The following is a 15,995-nucleotide window of genomic DNA, read 5'->3' as shown; positions in this document are numbered from 1 at the left end:
GTCGCTGGCGTACTACCATTGTGATCAGATCGGCACGCCGCAGGAGTTGACGGACGAGGCGGGGGAGGTTGCGTGGTCGGCACGCTACCGGGCGTGGGGTGAAGCCCAGGAGGTGATCGGCGAGGCGGGGTGCAAGGCCGGGATCGCGAATCCGCTGCGGTTTGCGGGGCAGTATTGGGATCGTGAGACGGGGCTGCATTACAACCGGTATCGGTATTACGATCCGAATAGTGGGCGGTTCATTAGCAAGGATCCGATCGGGTTGGCAGGTGGGCTGAATGCATGGCAGTACGCGCCGAATCCGGTTGGCTGGATTGATCCGTTGGGGCTAACGAGTACAACTCCACCAACGATAACGGCAGCAGATATTACGAATAAGACTCGTACCGAAATTCGTGCTCTCGCGAAGAGCAAGGATCTCGTTCTCGCCAAATCGGATGCGACGGGTGCGCCAATAAAATGGAAATGCCCGTGCACTGGGAAAGAGCGTTTGCGGTTGGACCGAGGTCACACTGATCCGTCAACTGGGCTACCGTATGATGATCCTAAAGCGGCAGTGGATCATGTGCATGCATATGATCCGACTGGCAAGGTCAAGGTGGTTTCGCCGAATGATGGAAACCCACACTTCCCTACTACAGGTGAATAGCAATGCAAGGTAAATATGAGAAAGATTATTTCGAAACAAGCGACGGAACTGTCCGAATATGGATTGAGCAGGGGACGTCTATCCATATCAAAGCAGCGACAGTTGAAAACGATCCTGTTGAGCTTTCGGAGTCGGAGGCTATGGAAATAGCAGCGATACTTAATCGGTTCGCAAGCCGAATTTAAACGCCTTTCAAACAAGGGTCGCGGCCCCTTGTTACCTGCAGCGCAGTGAGCTGCAGTACACGTACGATCCGATCGGCCGGCTCACGCGCGCGCAGTCGTCGGTGGATGTGGAGACGTTCGCGTTCGATCCGGCGAGCAACATCGTGACGGCGACGGAGCGCGACGAGCACGGCATCGGTGTGCTGGGCGGCAAAGAGGCGACGCCGCTGCTGGACAACCTGCTGAAGGAGTACGCGGGCACGCACTACATGTACGACGAGCGCGGGAACCTGACGGAGCGCAAGCGTAACGGCGAGCACATGACGTTCGGCTGGAACACGTTTGACCGGATGGTGACGGCGAGCGGCTCTCGCATGCAGGCGACGTATGTGTACGACACGCTGGGCCGGCGGATCGTCAAGCTGACCGAGCCGCAGGTGTCGCTTCTGGCGGCGGTGGGCGCGGGTAGCGGTTGGCTCGACGCGGAGCGCCAGCGGCTGAAGCAGGAGCACGGGTAAGGCTGACGCTGTACGGGTGGGACGGGGATACGCTGGCGTACGAGACGTCGTGGGACAAACGCGAGACGACGCACTACGTGTACGAACCGTGGAGCTTCACGCCGCTGTTGCGGGTGACGGGGCCGGCGGTGCTGGAGGATGGGGAGAACGAGGCACGGGATATTGGGTCGCTGGCGTACTACCATTGTGATCAGATCGGCACGCCGCAGGAGTTGACGGACGAGGCGGGGGAGGTTGCGTGGTCGGCACGCTACCGGGCGTGGGGTGAAGCGCGGGAGGTGATCGGCGAGGCGGGGCGCAAGGCCGGGATCGCGAATCCGCTGCGGTTTGCGGGGCAGTATTGGGATCGTGAGACGGGGCTGCATTACAACCGGTATCGGTATTACGATCCGAATAGTGGGCGGTTCATTAGCAAGGACCCGATCGGGTTGGCAGGTGGGCTGAATGCATGGCAGTACGCGCCGAATCCGGTTGGCTGGATTGATCCGTTGGGGCTGTCGAAGCATTGTGCGAAGTGCTTGCCAAGTTGCAATGACTATACGTCCCGTGGGCCGAAAAATGAGGAGGAGATGGCTCGTGAGCTTTCCGGGCAGATCAACCAAAATTCAGTGACATTCTCTACACCGACGACACAGGGCCACATCGATTTGCAAGGGGCATCACATTTCGACAAAGCTACTGGTGTCGATATTACGACCCCGCATGTCCAGACTCGGAAAATAAATGTCGGGCCAAATGGTCAGGTGACTACGTCGAAGAAGACAGAGGTTACAAGGGCGGCGACCAAGCAAGATGTTCGAGTGGCCAGGGAGCTGGCAAGGCGAAAAGGGCTGTGCAAATGAGCGATTTAATAGCTGCGTTGCAGCGCTGGTATACATCCCAATGCAATGACGTTTGGGAGCACTCTTATGGTGTGGAAATTGTCAATATCGACAACCCGGGCTGGAGGGTCAAGATAAATGGTGCTTCAGTCAGGAGACCGACTGATATCAACATTGAGCGTGACGACGAGGATTGGATCAGGATAAGCGCCACCGAAACGGAGTTCATCGGATACGGCGGTCCTGGTAATTTGCAGGAAATTCTGAAGCTTGCTATGGATTGGCTTCAGTAACTACAAGGGCCGCAGTTGCGGCCCTTGTAGTTAGCAAGGTTGGCGGCGATCCGGGGAGATGGTGATCTGCTCGGATTGCGTCCCTACGGGAGCGATCTGCGCAGCGGTAATGATGAGCTCGCCGTGTTCGACGTGAACGAGGAGCTTCTGTCCGGCGTGGAAGCCGACATCGTGTGTCAGCCAGCGGCCGGCGATCTTGAGCCAGAGGTGTAGCGGCTCGCAGCTCTCGTCATGGATGGCCCTCATTCCCTAACGACCGATGTCGCGCTTGCGCTGCATCGCGATGAAGCGTTCCGTGACGGGCGAACATGTTCTACCGTCGACGGCGTTTTCATCGCATACGCCAAAAACTGGACAGCGCGCTAGATTCCGTCACACCGTTTCCGGCCGCCGCACCGCCTTCGCGATATTCCGCGCCATTGCCCCATTCGCGACGAAGTAAGGCACATCGACACGTGCAAGCGGCTTGCGGCCACGGATCTTGTCCGCGATCTTCTCCGCGATCATGATCGTCGGCGCGTTCAGGTTGCCGGTCGTGATGATCGGCATGATCGACGCATCGACGACACGCAGCCCTTCCAGCCCGTGCACGCGACCTTCCTCGTCGACCACGGCCATGTCGTCATAGCCCATCTTGCACGAGCACGACGGATGGAACGCGGTTTCCGCGCGGGCCCGCACGAACGCGTCGAGTTCCTTGTCGCTCTTGCAGTCGGCGCCCGGGTTCAGCTCGCGGCCGCGATAGCGGTCGAGCGCGGGCTGCCGCATGATCTCGCGCGTCGCGCGGATTGCATCGCGGAACTCGCGCCAGTCGAGCGCTTCGGCCATGTAGTTGAACAGGATGCTCGGATGGTCGTTCGGGTCGCGCGAGCGCAACTTCACGCGGCCGCGGCTCGGCGAACGCATCGACCCGACGTGTGCCTGGAAGCCGTGCATCTCGATCGCGTTCGAGCCGTTGTAGTTGATCGCAACGGGCAGGAAGTGATACTGGATGTTCGGCCACAGATCGTCGTCGCGCGTGCGGATGAAGCCGCCCGCCTCGAAGTGGTTGGTCGCGCCGAGGCCGGTGCCGTTCAGCATCCATTCGAGGCCGATCTTCGGCTGGTTCCACCACTTGAGCGCCGGATACAGCGACACCGGCTCCTTGCACTCGTACTGGATGTACATCTCCAGGTGATCCTGCAGGTTCTGGCCGACGCCGGGCAGGTCGAGCACGACCGGGATGTCGAGTTCCTTCAGCCACGCGCCGGGGCCGACGCCCGAACGCTGCAGCAGTTGCGGCGAGGCGATCGCGCCGCTGCACACGAGCACTTCGCGGCGCGCATGCGCGGTCGAGCGCTCGCTGCCGCGCAGGTACGTGACGCCCGATGCGCGCTTGCCGTCGAACAGGATGCGGTCGGCGAGCGCGTGCGTGACGATCTCGAGGTTCGACCGCACCTTCGCCTGGTCGAGGTAGCCGCGCGCGGTGCTCGCGCGGCGGCCCTTCGGCGTGACGGTGCGGTCCATCGGGCCGAAGCCTTCCTGCTGATAGCCGTTCAGGTCGTCGGTGCGCGGATAGCCGGCCTGCACGCCCGCATCGACCATCGCCTCGAACAGCGGGTTCACGCCGGGCTTGCTGGTCGTGACCGACACGGGGCCGTCGCCGCCGTGGTAGTCGTTCGGGCCGACGTCGCGCGTTTCGGCTTTCTTGAAGTACGGCAGGCAGTCGAGATACGTCCAGTTCTCGAGCCCCTTGTGCGTCGACCAGTTGTCGTAGTCGAGCGCGTTGCCGCGGATGTAGCACATCCCGTTGATCAGCGACGAGCCGCCGAGCCCCTTGCCGCGGCCGCATTCCATCCGGCGGTTGTCCATGTGCGGCTCGGGGTCGGTCTCGTAGGCCCAGTTGTAGCGACGGCCCTGCAGCGGATAGGCGAGCGCCGCCGGCATCTGCGTACGGAAGTCGAAGCGGTAGTCGGGGCCGCCCGCTTCGAGCAGCAGCACCGTGACATTCGGATCTTCCGTCAGGCGCGTCGCGAGCACGTTGCCCGCGGAACCGGCGCCGCAGATGATGTAGTCGTATTCGCGTGTCGTCATGACGGGGTATCTCCTATCGTTCTCAAAACACCGGGTTGTAGCGGCCGAGCTCGACCTGTATCGACTTGATTCGAGTGTAGTGTTCCAGCGTCGTGATGCCGTTCTCGCGTCCGACACCGGATTGTTTGTATCCGCCAACCGGCATCTCGGCCGGCGATTCGCCCCACGTGTTGATCCAGCAGATGCCGGCTTCGAGGCGGTGGATCGTGCGGTGTGCGCGCGACAGGTTCTCGGTCACGACGCCGGCCGCGAGGCCATAGTGCGTGTCGTTCGCGCGGGCAATCACTTCGTCCTCCGATTCAAAATCTAGGATGCTCATCACCGGCCCGAAAATCTCCTCGCGGACGATCTTCATGTCGTCGCGGCAGTCGCCGAACACGGTCGGCGCGACGTACTGGCCGCTGCCGAAGTGACCGTCGGTCAGGCGCGTGCCGCCCGCGAGCAGCTTCGCGCCTTCGGCCTTGCCGCTGTCGATGAAGCCGAGCACCTTGTCGAGCTGCGCGGCCGACACGAGCGGACCGAAGTTGGTGTCGGCATCGGTCGGCTTGCCGACGCGAATCCGCTTCACGCGTTCGAGCACGCGCTGCGTGAACGCGTCCTTGACCGAGCGGTGCACGAACACGCGCGTGCCGTTGGTGCAGACCTGGCCGGAGCTGAAGAAGTTGGCGGTCACCGCGATGTCGGCGGCGCGGTCGAGGTCGGCATCCTCGAACACGATCAGCGGCGACTTGCCGCCGAGTTCCATCGTCACTTCCTTCAGCGACGATGCGCCGGCCAGCGACATCACCTTCTTGCCGGTTTCGACGCCGCCGGTGAACGACACCTTCGCGATGTCGGGGTGGCCCGTCAGCAGTGCGCCGACCGAGCCGTCGCCCTGCACGACGTTGAACACGCCTGCCGGCACGCCGGCTTCCGTATAGATTTCCGCGAGCTTCAGCGCGGTGAGCGGCGTGACTTCGCTCGGCTTGAACACCATCGCGTTGCCGGCCGCGAGTGCCGGTGCCGTCTTCCAGCATGCGATCTGGATCGGGTAGTTCCATGCGCCGATGCCCGCGCACACGCCGAGCGGCTCGCGGCGCGTATAGACGAACGACTCGGCGCGCAGCGGCACCTGCAGCCCTTCGATCGCGGTCGCGAGGCCCGCGTAGTACTCGATCACGTCCGCGCCGGTGACGATGTCGACCGCGAGCGTCTCGCCGATCGGCTTGCCGGTGTCGCGCGTTTCGATCGCCGCGAGGTCGTCGTTGCGTTCGCGCAGCAGGTCGACCGCGCGCCGGAGGATGCGCGAGCGTTGCATCGCGGTCATCGCGGCCCATTCGCGCTGGCCTTCCTGCGCCGATGCGATCGCGCGGTCGACGTCGGCCGCGCTCGCCTGCTGCACCTGCGCGAGCAGTTCGCCGGTGGCGGGATCGAAGGTGTCGAAAGTCTTGCCGCTGGTGGCGTCGACGTAACCGCCGCCGATGTAGAGGCGCTGCAAACCGTATACGGACATGAGTATCTCCTGGTTGGCGACTGCGTGACGCGTCAGTCGGACGCGAGCAGCAGGTCGATGTAATCGTGGGCGAGCTTCAGTGCAGCCCGGGTGTCGATCGGGCCACCGGCGAGTGCGCCGCGCAGCCACAGGCCGTCGATCAGCGCGGCGAGGCCGCTGGCGGCTTCCCGTGCTTTCGCGCGCGGCAGTGCCTTGGCGAATTCCGCGCACAGGTTCGAATGGAGGCGCCGCGTGTTGACGTGCTGCAGGCGCTTGAGCATCGGGTCGTGCATGCTCTGCGACCAGAACGCGAGCCAGGTCTTCATCACGGGCGCGCTGACCTGCGTGTCGTCGAAGTTCGCGGCGGCGATCGCGCGCAGCCTCGAGCGCGGGTCCTTGCGTGCGGCGACGCGGCGTTGTGTGGTGGCTGTCCACAGATCGCGCAGCACGTGCCGCATCGTGGCTTCGAGCAGGCCGTCCTTGTCGCCGAAGTAGTGGCTGACGATGCCCGTCGAGATGTTCGCGCGTTGCGCGACCGATGCGAGCGTCGTGCCGGGCAGGCCGGCTTCGTCGATCGAGCGCAGCGTCGCGTCGATCAACTGTGCGCGACGAATCTCCCGCATTCCGACTTTCGGCATCGCGAACTCCTTCGCCCGGACGGGCCGTTCCTGGAAGTCGAGAGCTTAGCGATTTTTTATTGATCGTTCAATCAATAAAAAATCGGGGTCCGACGGTGAATCGGTGCGCCGGAGGACGTTGGCGATGTTCCGCCGCGCGTGTGCAGATGCGGAAAAAAGAATCGAAAGGATGTTAAATAATTTGAAGTTTGTTTAAAACGGTTCCGGAAAAGATGATGCAATGATTGCGAAAGTTTCCGGATTCGATTTATTACACGTCGAAAGAATGTCGAGTTGTGTGAGAATTGCCGAAATATGAAAATCCGAATGCTCGGCACCGAGATGGGTAATTTATGGAAATCCGTTTCAATCGGGTGATTGAAATGTCTTATCTCATTGATTATAAATAAAATTACGCATGATTGTGCGTATTTGGCGGCTCGCTCGCAAACGATTGCGATGGCGTTGCATCCGATTCTGCATACCATAAAAATTACGAGAAAAATTTGAATCGGTCGTATTTCCGGGTGGAGTAGAGGGGATCGTTGGAATGACTTGAGTAAGTAATATTGCCCGTATTAGTATGGCGCCGCATTACGAGGAATGAATCGGCGCCGCGGATATTTGCCGCGGTGCGTCGGCAATGGGCGCGGCCACCGACCGCGACACGGCCGGCGCCAGCCATTGCGCACCTGCAGCATGCCGCGACGCCGAGACGCCGCATCCACCGGAGAACGACGATGCCGACCGAAAAACACGTGGTGCCGCTACCGAATGGTCTGAAGGTCTACGTCGAACGGAACGTGTTCGATCCGTCGTTCGACACGGCGATGCTCGTCAACGGCGCGCTCGCGACGACCGCCTCGTTCGGGCAGACGGTCCAGTATCTCGGCGAGCGGATGAACACGATCTGCTTCGACCTGCCGTATGCGGGGCAGTCGCGCCAGCACAATCCCGGCTGCTTCATCCTGACCAAGGACGACGAGGCCGCGATCCTCCAGCATCTGGTCGAGCGTTTCGCGCCGGCGTTTCTCGTGTCGGTGTCGTGGGGCGGCGTGGCGTCGCTGTTCGCGCTCGCGCGCGGCTGCCCGAGCGTGCGGCGCGCGGCGATCTGTTCGTTCTCGCCGTTCCTGAACGACGCGATGGTCGACTACGTGACGCGCGCCCGCGACCACATCGCGGCCGGCGAGAACCTGAAGGCCGCGCAGCTGCTGAACGATACGGTCGGCCGCTACCTGCCGCGCATCATGAAGCTGTACAACTACCGCTACCTGACGCGCCTGCCGCGCGACGAGCAGGACCAGGTCGCGTTCCACGTCGACCAGATCCTGTCGCTGCAGCCGGAGCGCTACCTGAGCGAGTTCTCGAACATCGGCTGCGAGCTGCTGTTTCTGAACGGCGAGCGCGATGAATACACGACGCCGGCCGACGTTCGCCAGCTGGGCGTGCACGTGCCGCGCGCACGCTTCGCGACGATCCCCGACGCCGGCCATTTCCTCGACATCGAAGGCCGCGCGCAGCGCGAGACCACGCGTGCGGCGCTGCTCGACTTCTTCTGCGACGCGCCGCCCGTTGCCGCGGGCATCGCGCTCGGCGCCGCACACGCGTGCGTGTCCGCGCCAATGCCGGCGATGTCGTCGTGACGCAGCACGTCGCGCACCGTGCACACCGGGCGCATCCGAATTCTTCTCCACCCGAGGCAGGCCAGCCGTGAATATCGTTCAGACCATCGCCATCGTCGTTCCTTGGGCCGCGTGGCTCGCCTACTGGATCGCGACGTCGCAGGCCGTGAAGACGACCGTGCGCAAGGAGGCGTCGCGCTCGCGCACGCTGCAGTCGATTCCGCTGATCGTCGGCGGCGCGCTGATCATCCTGCCCGATCCGTCGTGGCAGGCACTCGTGCCCGACTGGCAGCGCTTCGGCATGCAGGCCCAATGCGGGCTTGCGGTGCTCGTCGCGGGGCTGCTGTTCTCCGTGTGGGCGCGGCTGCATCTCGGCACGAACTGGAGCGTGTCCGTCACGCTGAAGGAGAACCACGAACTCGTTCGCACCGGCCCGTACGGTCTCGTGCGTCATCCGATCTACACCGGCTGCCTGATCGCGCTGGTCGGCGCCGCGCTGATCGGCGGCGAGTGGCGCGGTGCGCTTGGCGTCGCGCTCGTGTTCGCGTCGCTCGCGTACAAGGTGCGCGTCGAGGAGACCTGGTTGACCGGTTATTTCGGGCCTGCATACGCGCAGTACCGCCGCGAGGTCGCGGCGCTGATCCCCGGCTTCTACTGATCCCCGCGAGGCGCGCGATGGCGAAGGTGATCGTGACCGCGATCGGCTCGGCGGGCGACGTGCATCCGCTGCTCGGCGTCGCGCGCGTGCTCGCGATGCGCGGCCACGATGTCGTGTTCTGCACGCATCCGCCGTTCGAGGCGGCCGTGCGACGCTGCGGCTTCGCGTTCGTGCCGGTCGGCACCGCGGCCGAGTACGAGGCCGCGATGGCGAACCCGGCGCTGTGGGATCCGCGCACGTCGTTCCGCACGCTGTGGCAGGTGATCGCGCCCGTGCTGCGCCCGCACTACGACGCGCTGCGCGCGCTGACCGATCGCGATACCGTGCTGGTCGGCACGCTATGGGCGTTTTCCGCACGCTTCATGCAGGAGCTGCATGGCACGCCGTACGTGTCGGTGCAGGTGTCGCCGTCGACGCTGCTGTCCGCGCACGTGCCGCCGACGCACCCGCGCCTGACGATTCCGGCGCGCTGGCCGTTGCCGGTGAAGACTGCGCTGATGACGCTGATCGAGCGGCAGGTGCTCGACCGCGTCTGCGGGCCGGCGCTCAATGCGGTGCGACGCGACCTCGGGCTCGCGCCCGCGCGGCGCGTGCTGGGGCGCTGGCTGCATTCGACCGACGGCGTGCTGTGCCTGTTTCCGGACTGGTTCGCGCCGGCGCAGCGCGACTGGCCGGCCCGTCTTCTGCAAAGCGGCTTTCCGCTGTTCAACGATATCGCGGTGCCCGACGACGATCCCGCGCTCGACGCGTTTCTCGCGGCCGGTGAGCCGCCCGTGGTGTTCACGGCCGGGTCGACGCGCGTCGATCACGTCGCGTATGCGCGTGCGGTCGCGCACGCGCTGCGCGCCACCGGCGCGCGCGGCATCCTGCTGAGCCCGCACGATGCGGCACCGGACGGCGACCGGCTGCTGGTGCGCCGCTTCGTGCCGATGCGCGCGCTGCTGCCGCGTTGCCGCGCGCTCGTGCATCACGGTGGGATCGGCACCGCGGCGCTCGCGTTCGAGGCCGGGATCCCGCAGGTCGTGACGCCGTTCGCGCACGACCAGTTCGACAATGCGCAGCGCGTCGCGGCGAGCGGTGCGGGCGTACGCGTCGATGGTCCGGTGGACGGCGCGCGTCTCGGTGGGGCGCTCATGCGCGTATTGGGCGAACCCGAATTCGCCGTGTATGCGGAGCGCACGCGCGCACTGATCAAAGCTGCGTCGGACGGCTGCGAGGCGGCCGCCGATTTCATCGAGCGCCTTGCACCGAAACACGGCCGCGCGAGCTCGCCGGCCGACGTCGCGACGGCGGGTGCATGAGCACGGCATCGTCGCTTCAGGACACGCCCGCCGCCTTCGATGCGAGCGAACCCGCCCCCGCCGCGCCGCCGGTGCGCGGCGCCCGGCTCGCGCTCCTGACGTTCGCGCTGTCGCTCGCGACTTTCATCGAAGTGCTCGACTCGACGGTAACGAACGTCGCGGTGCCGGCGATCTCCGGCAGTCTCGGCGTGTCGAACAGCCAGGGCACGTGGGTGATCAGCTCGTATTCGGTCGCGGCCGCGATCGCGGTGCCGCTGACCGGCTGGCTCGCGCGACGCGTCGGCGAGCTGCGGCTGTTCGTCGGCGCGGTGCTGCTGTTCACGCTGACGTCGCTGCTGTGCGGGCTCGCACGCGACCTGCACGTGCTGGTGGTCTGCCGCGCGCTGCAGGGGCTGTGCTCGGGGCCGATGGTGCCGCTGTCGCAGACGATTCTGCTGCGCACGTTCCCACCGGACAAGCGCACCGTCGCGCTCGCGCTGTGGGCGATGACCGTGCTGCTCGCGCCGATCTTCGGGCCGGTGGTCGGCGGCTGGATCGTCGACAGCTTCTCGTGGCCATGGATCTTCCTGATCAACCTGCCGATCGGGCTGTTCTCATTCGCGGTCTGCACCGCGATGCTGCGCCCCGACGCGCAGCGCGGCTCGGCCGGCCCGATCGACGTGCCGGGCATCGTGCTGCTCGTGATCGGCGTTGGCTCGCTGCAGGCGATGCTCGATCTCGGTCACGACAAGGGCTGGTTCGATTCGCCGCTGATCGTCACGCTCGCGGTGGTCGCCGGGCTTGCGATCGTGTCGTTGCTGATCTGGGAGGCGGGCGAGGCGCATCCGGTCGTCGACCTGAGCCTGTTTCGCGACCGCACGTTCTCGTTCTGTGTACTGATCATCTCGCTCGGGATGATGAGCTTCTCGGTGGTGGGCGTCGTGTTTCCGCTGTGGATGCAGGCGGTGATGGGCTACAACGCGTTCCACGCGGGGCTTGCCACCGCGTCGCTCGGCGTGCTCGCGCTCGTGTTCTCGATTCTCGTCGGCCTGCATGCGCATCGCTTCGACGCACGCGTGCTCGCGACCTTCGGCTTTCTCGTGTTCGCGGCCGTGCTCGCTTGGGACGCGCATTTCACGCTGAAGATGACGTTCGCGCAGATCGCCGCGCCCGGGCTGATCCAGGGGATCGGGCTGCCGTGTTTCTTCATTCCGCTGACGGCCGCGACGCTGTCGCGCATCCCGGACGACCGGCTCGCGGCCGCGTCGAGCCTGTCGAATTTCCTGCGCACGCTGTCCGCCGCATTCGGCACCGCGATGAGCGTGACGCTGTGGGACAACCGCGCGACCTATCACTACGATGTCGTGTCGCAATCGGTCACGCACGCGTCGGCGAACACGCATCGCTTCGTGCATACGCTGAACGCGATGGGCGTGGACGGCGTGCGCGAGCTCGCCACGCTGCACCAGGTCGTGATGCAGCAGGCATACATGATGGCGACGGGCGACATGTTCTGGATGGCGAGCATGACCTGCCTCGTGCTCGCCGCGATGATGTGGCTGACGCGGCCGAAGCGCGGCGCGGCGGCTTCGTTCGGACATTGAGGAGAGCGGCATGACGACACTCGGTGCACTCGTGATCCTGTATCACCCGACCGACGCGCAGCTCGCGGCGCTCGGTGCGTGGCGCCACGCGTGCGACGCGCTGCTCGTCGTCGACAACACGCCGCAGCCCGATGCGCGGGCGCATGAGCTGTGCGATCGCGAAGGCATCGCGCTGCTGCATCACGGCAATTGCGGCGGGATCGCGGGCGCGTACAACGCGGGGCTCGCGGCGCTGTTTCGTGACAACGTCGATGCCGTTGCGCTGTTCGATCAGGATTCGTCGGTGCCGGCCGCGTATTTCCCGGCGATGCGCGACGTCTGCGCGGGGCTCGCGGGGCGTGCATTCCTGGCCGGTCCGCGCATCTTCGATGAGAACGCGCGCAGCTTCCTGCCCGAGCTCGCGACCAACGGAATCGGGTTGCGCCGCCTGCGCATCGAGCCGGGCACGCCGCTGCAGCGCTGCGCATTCCTGATCTCGTCGGGCTGCGTCGTGTCGCGCGCCGCGTTCGACGTACTTGGCCGGTTCGACGAGACGCTGTTCATCGATCACGTCGACACCGAGTACAGTTTTCGCGCGCTTGCGCGCAACGTGCCGCTCTACGTCGTGCCGTCGCTGGTGCTGCCGCACCGGATCGGCACGAAGCAGCGGCACGCGATCGGTCCTTTCGAAATGACGTCGATGAATCACTCGTGGCAACGGCGCTATTACAGCGCGCGTAACGCGGTGCAGCTCGGGATGCAGTACGGGCTGCGCTTTCCGGTGGCGATCGTGCCGAACCTGCTGACCATGTGGCAGGTCGTGCAGATCGCGCTCGTCGAACGCGACAAGCGCGCGAAGCTCGCCGGCATCCTGCTCGGCATCGCGGACGGCCTGTTCGGCCGGCTCGGCCCGCTCGAACGCACGCGGCCGCGTTTGGCCGCGCGTGCGCAGCGCATTCAGCAGGGGTGAGGGCGCGATGCGGCGTGTGAAGAGAGCGGTGGGGATGGCGCGTGCCGTGAAGGGCGGATCGATGATCGGGGCGGCAGCCGTGCTGCTGGCGTTGGGTGGCTGCGTGCCGTCGGGCTTCCTGCCGTCGCTGTCGCTGCGCGCGCCGGCCGACGATGCGCTCGCGCACACGGCCGGCCCCGGCACGAACGGCGCGTGGCCCGCGCCCGACTGGGTCAAGCAAATGCAGGATCCGCAGCTCGATGCACTGGTGGCGGAGGCAGCGCAGAACAACCCCGACCTGCAGGTCGCGCAGGCGCGGCTGCGGATCGCGCAGGCGCAGCTTCAGCAGTTCGATTCGTTGACGGGACTGACCGGCACGGCCGGCGCGACGATCAGCCGGGCGCGGATGCCGAAGCCGGGCGACAACGTCGCGAACGTGTCGGCCGGCGGCTATCGCGTGCCGGTCGAGATCTTCGGCGATCCGAACACATCGCCGTCGTCAGTGTTCGTCGGGCTGAACTACCAGCTCGATCTGTGGGGCAGGAACCGCGCCGCGACGAAGAGCCTGATGTCGTTGCGCGAAGCGGCGCGCGTCGAGGCCGAGCAGGTGCGGCTCACGCTCGCGGTCGCGATCGTCACCGTGTATTGCCAGCTCGACGAGGCGTATGCGACGCAGGATCTGCTGCAGCAGAAACTGAAGGTCAGCCAGCGCGTGACGACCGTGCTGCGCGAGCGCACCGCGCGCGGGCTCGACAACGCGTACGACGCGAGCGACGCGTCGATCAAGCGCAGCAAGCTGCTCGCGCAGATCGCGATGAACGACGAACAGATCAAGCTCGCGCAACTGCAGCTCGGCGTGCTGTCGGGCCGTGGCCCCGAGCGCGGGCTCGCGCTGCAGCGGCCGCGCGTCGGCGCGTTCGCGGGCGGTGCCGTACCGGCGCGGCTGCCGGCCGACCTGCTCGGCCGCCGGCCCGACATCGTCGCCGCGCGGCTGCGCGTCGAAGCGGCATTCGCGAACGCCGATTCGACGCGCGCGCAGTTCTATCCGGACGTGAACCTCGTCGCGCTCGGCGGCGTGTTCGCGCTGACGCCCGCGTCGTTGTTCTCGCGCGACGCGCTCGCCGGCTCCGTCGGCCCCGCGATCTCGCTGCCGATCTTCGACCGCGGCAGGCTGAAGGCCAAGCTCGGCGCGGACGTCGCGCAGGCCGACGTCGCGATCGGGCTGTACAACAAGACCGTCGACGACGCGCTCGGGCAGGTCGCGCAGCTCGTCACGTCGCTGCAAACGTCGCGGACGCTCGTCGCGCAGCAGCAGGACGCGGTCGCGGCCGCGCAGAAGATCGTGCAGATCGCGGCCGACCGCCACCGGCGCGGCGTGTTGATGCAGAAGGACGTCGATGTCGCGGACCTCACGCTGATCGACGAGCGCGCGCAGATGATCGCATTGCTCGGCCGGCAGCGGACGCTGCGTGTCGGGCTGATTGGCGCGCTGGGTGGAGGGTTCGATGCGGGCGCAACGGTGGCGCAGGCGCCGGCTGCGCATCAGGCGCGCAGCGGGGCGGCACGGCGTGGGGCGGCGGTTGCGGCGGCCCCGGGGCGTGCGGCAGCGGGTGGGCCGACCGGGACGCGTCCGGCGAGCAGCGCAAGTCCGCAGGTCGACGGTACGCCGAATGCCGGTATCGCAACGCGTGACGACGCGGCGCGCCCGTCGACGATCGGCGCGACGTCTCGCGCCACCCCCGTTCTCGCGCGCACGGCATCGGCGAGCCCGTCGCCGGGCCCGTCGGCCATGCCGGCGATACCTGTCTTCCAGCACGATCGCCTGATCGTTACGCAAAGCGACTGATGCACCACGACAACCTTCATACCGCCGCGCAGCCGGCCGCCCTCGACGATCCGGCACTCGACGCGCGCCGCGCGACGCGCCGCAAGCGCTTCATGCTGTTCTTCGCGGTCGTGGTGTTCGCCGCGCTCGTCTGGATCGCGTTCTGGCTGTTGCGCGACCGCTATGACGAGGACACCGACGACGCGTACGTCGCGGGCACCATCGTGCAGGTCGCCGCACAGATCCCGGGCGCCGTGACCGACGTGCTGGTCGCCGATACACAGGCCGTGCGCGCCGGGCAGACGCTCGTGCGGCTCGACGATACCGAAGCGTCCGTCGCGTTCGCGCAGGCGAAGGCGCAGCTCGTGCAGGCCGTGCGGCAGGTCGCGAACGCGAAGATCTCGAACACGATGTACGTGGAAGCCGTGAATGCGCGCCAGGCCGACCTGTCGCTCGCGCAGCGCGCGCTCGCCGCGCGTTCGGGCGCATCGGTGGAGATCGTCGCGCCGGAGGAACTGGCACGCGCCCGCGCGGCGGTCGCCGGCGCACAGGCGAACCTCGCGGCCGCGCAGGCGCAGCTCGAAGCGGCGCGCGCGCTCGGCAGCAAGCTGCCGGTCGACGAGAGCCCGGCCGTCGTGCAGGCGACCGCGCAATTCAAGCTCGCGTACCGGAACCTGAAGCGCACGACGATCGTCGCGCCGGTCGACGGCACGGTCGGCCAGCGTTCGGTGCAGGTCGGCCAGCAGGTCGGGCCCGGCGTGCCGCTGATGTCGATCGTGCAGCTGAACCGGCTGTGGGTCGAGGCGAATTTCAAGGAAGGGCAGATCCGCCACATGCGCGTCGGCCAGCCGGTCGACGTGGTGTCGGACCTGTATGGGTCGCGCGTCGTCTATCGCGGCCGCGTGCAGGGCTTCTCGGCCGGCACCGGCAGCGCGTTCTCGATGCTGCCGTCGCAGAACGCGGCCGGCAACTGGATCAAGGTCGTGCAGCGCGTGCCGGTCGTGATCGCGATCGATCCCCGCGACCTGGCCGCGCATCCGCTCAGGGTCGGGCTGTCGATGCGCGCGACGGTGGATACGCGCAACCGCGATGGCCATGCGCTCGACAGCGAGCCGCCGACGCCGGCGGTCAGCACGCGCATGCACGACGGCGTCGCGCGCGACGCGGAAGCGGCCGCCGCTGCGATCGTCCGCGAGAATCAGGGCGGGTAAGGCGAGACCGACCGGCGTGCCCGACCGGCGTGCCCGACCGGCGGGGCGGGCCGATCGTGACGATCGGCCGGGCCCCTGGCCGTGCGTTCAGGTCTTCCGCGTTCCCGCCTTCCGGCCGTTTTCCTGACCCGACTTTCGCGTTTCCGCCATCGATGTCGGCACCGATCAAACGCATGTCGCGTTTGAGACATCGGCGCCCCCGCCTCCGGGACTACTCTCGAACAGCACGTTGCATGTGCGCCGCATCCGTCCGGCGCACAG

The 15,995-nt window shown here is 66.2% G+C and carries 13 protein-coding genes and 1 pseudogene; 10 read left to right on the top strand and 4 right to left on the bottom strand.

Annotation, left to right across the window (positions count from 1 at the left end; all coding sequences use genetic code 11):
• The 3 genes and pseudogenes from DIE23_RS40260 to DIE23_RS20680 all read left to right on the top strand — a co-directional run.
• Positions 1-649 (top strand): RHS repeat-associated core domain-containing protein (locus DIE23_RS40260; RefSeq protein WP_260436123.1); only part of this gene is annotated, 649 nt, incomplete at its 5' end.
• Positions 650-890: 241 nt separating this feature from the next.
• Positions 891-1,834 (top strand): annotated as a pseudogene (locus DIE23_RS40845) (RHS repeat-associated core domain-containing protein); the annotation flags it as partial.
• Between the two features lie 335 nt (positions 1,835-2,169).
• Complete coding sequence (locus DIE23_RS20680) at positions 2,170-2,445, top strand: immunity 53 family protein (RefSeq protein WP_124613831.1); 276 nt, start codon at positions 2,170-2,172, stop codon at positions 2,443-2,445.
• Between the two features lie 30 nt (positions 2,446-2,475).
• Here DIE23_RS20680 and DIE23_RS20675 read toward each other — a convergent pair whose 3' ends face one another.
• The 4 genes from DIE23_RS20675 to betI form a co-directional block, all read right to left on the bottom strand.
• The gene (locus tag DIE23_RS20675; RefSeq protein WP_124613830.1) at positions 2,476-2,691 is read right to left on the bottom strand and encodes a SymE family type I addiction module toxin; all 216 of its coding nucleotides are present in this window, start codon (positions 2,689-2,691) and stop codon (positions 2,476-2,478) included.
• 126 nt (positions 2,692-2,817) lie between these two features.
• Positions 2,818-4,518: a choline dehydrogenase gene (betA, locus tag DIE23_RS20670; protein WP_124613829.1), complete on the bottom strand. Its 1,701-nt coding sequence runs from the start codon at positions 4,516-4,518 to the stop codon at positions 2,818-2,820.
• A 22-nt stretch (positions 4,519-4,540) separates the two neighbouring features.
• A complete protein-coding gene (betB, locus tag DIE23_RS20665; RefSeq protein ID WP_124613828.1) occupies positions 4,541-6,010 on the bottom strand; it encodes a betaine-aldehyde dehydrogenase in 1,470 nt (489 codons plus the stop codon).
• Positions 6,011-6,042: 32 nt separating this feature from the next.
• A complete protein-coding gene (gene betI / locus DIE23_RS20660; protein ID WP_124613827.1) occupies positions 6,043-6,627 on the bottom strand; it encodes a transcriptional regulator BetI in 585 nt (194 codons plus the stop codon).
• Between the two features lie 719 nt (positions 6,628-7,346).
• Here betI and DIE23_RS20655 point away from each other — a divergent pair.
• From DIE23_RS20655 to DIE23_RS20625, 7 genes are all read left to right on the top strand, one after another.
• Positions 7,347-8,249, top strand: a complete 903-nt coding sequence (locus DIE23_RS20655; RefSeq protein WP_124613826.1) for an alpha/beta fold hydrolase — start codon at positions 7,347-7,349, stop codon at positions 8,247-8,249.
• 67 nt (positions 8,250-8,316) lie between these two features.
• Entirely contained in the window at positions 8,317-8,886 is a 570-nt protein-coding gene (locus DIE23_RS20650; RefSeq protein ID WP_124613825.1) for an isoprenylcysteine carboxylmethyltransferase family protein, read from the top strand.
• Between the two features lie 17 nt (positions 8,887-8,903).
• A complete protein-coding gene (locus DIE23_RS20645) occupies positions 8,904-10,187 on the top strand; it encodes a glycosyltransferase (protein WP_124613824.1) in 1,284 nt (427 codons plus the stop codon).
• Complete coding sequence (locus DIE23_RS20640; RefSeq protein ID WP_124613823.1) at positions 10,184-11,770, top strand: DHA2 family efflux MFS transporter permease subunit; 1,587 nt, start codon at positions 10,184-10,186, stop codon at positions 11,768-11,770. Before DIE23_RS20645 ends, DIE23_RS20640 begins: the two co-directional genes overlap by 4 nt.
• 10 nt (positions 11,771-11,780) lie before the next feature.
• Positions 11,781-12,719 (top strand): glycosyltransferase family 2 protein, encoded by a 939-nt coding sequence (locus tag DIE23_RS20635; protein ID WP_124613822.1) that lies wholly within the window; start codon positions 11,781-11,783, stop codon positions 12,717-12,719.
• Positions 12,720-12,726: 7 nt separating this feature from the next.
• The gene (locus tag DIE23_RS20630; protein WP_124613821.1) at positions 12,727-14,544 is read left to right on the top strand and encodes an efflux transporter outer membrane subunit; all 1,818 of its coding nucleotides are present in this window, start codon (positions 12,727-12,729) and stop codon (positions 14,542-14,544) included.
• A complete protein-coding gene (locus DIE23_RS20625) occupies positions 14,544-15,734 on the top strand; it encodes an efflux RND transporter periplasmic adaptor subunit (protein WP_124613820.1) in 1,191 nt (396 codons plus the stop codon). The genes DIE23_RS20630 and DIE23_RS20625 overlap by 1 nt, the downstream gene beginning before the upstream one ends.
• Positions 15,735-15,995 lie beyond the last annotated feature (261 nt).

The organism is Burkholderia sp. Bp9143 (assembly GCF_003853645.1).
Classification (GTDB): Bacteria; Pseudomonadota; Gammaproteobacteria; order Burkholderiales; family Burkholderiaceae; genus Burkholderia.
The sequence above is the reverse complement of the archived record's forward strand: the minus strand, read 5'-3'. Positions and strand labels throughout refer to the sequence as shown.

Coding starts and splice junctions, on each gene's coding strand:
- DIE23_RS20680 (WP_124613831.1), top strand. CDS start 2,170: ATGAGCGATTTAATAGCTGCGTTGCAGCGCTGGTATACATCCCAATGC.
- betI (WP_124613827.1), bottom strand. CDS start 6,627: ATGCCGAAAGTCGGAATGCGGGAGATTCGTCGCGCACAGTTGATCGAC.
- betB (WP_124613828.1), bottom strand. CDS start 6,010: ATGTCCGTATACGGTTTGCAGCGCCTCTACATCGGCGGCGGTTACGTC.
- DIE23_RS20625 (WP_124613820.1), top strand. CDS start 14,544: ATGCACCACGACAACCTTCATACCGCCGCGCAGCCGGCCGCCCTCGAC.
- DIE23_RS20645 (WP_124613824.1), top strand. CDS start 8,904: ATGGCGAAGGTGATCGTGACCGCGATCGGCTCGGCGGGCGACGTGCAT.
- DIE23_RS20635 (WP_124613822.1), top strand. CDS start 11,781: ATGACGACACTCGGTGCACTCGTGATCCTGTATCACCCGACCGACGCG.
- DIE23_RS20675 (WP_124613830.1), bottom strand. CDS start 2,691: ATGAGGGCCATCCATGACGAGAGCTGCGAGCCGCTACACCTCTGGCTC.
- DIE23_RS20640 (WP_124613823.1), top strand. CDS start 10,184: ATGAGCACGGCATCGTCGCTTCAGGACACGCCCGCCGCCTTCGATGCG.
- DIE23_RS20630 (WP_124613821.1), top strand. CDS start 12,727: ATGCGGCGTGTGAAGAGAGCGGTGGGGATGGCGCGTGCCGTGAAGGGC.
- betA (WP_124613829.1), bottom strand. CDS start 4,518: ATGACGACACGCGAATACGACTACATCATCTGCGGCGCCGGTTCCGCG.
- DIE23_RS20655 (WP_124613826.1), top strand. CDS start 7,347: ATGCCGACCGAAAAACACGTGGTGCCGCTACCGAATGGTCTGAAGGTC.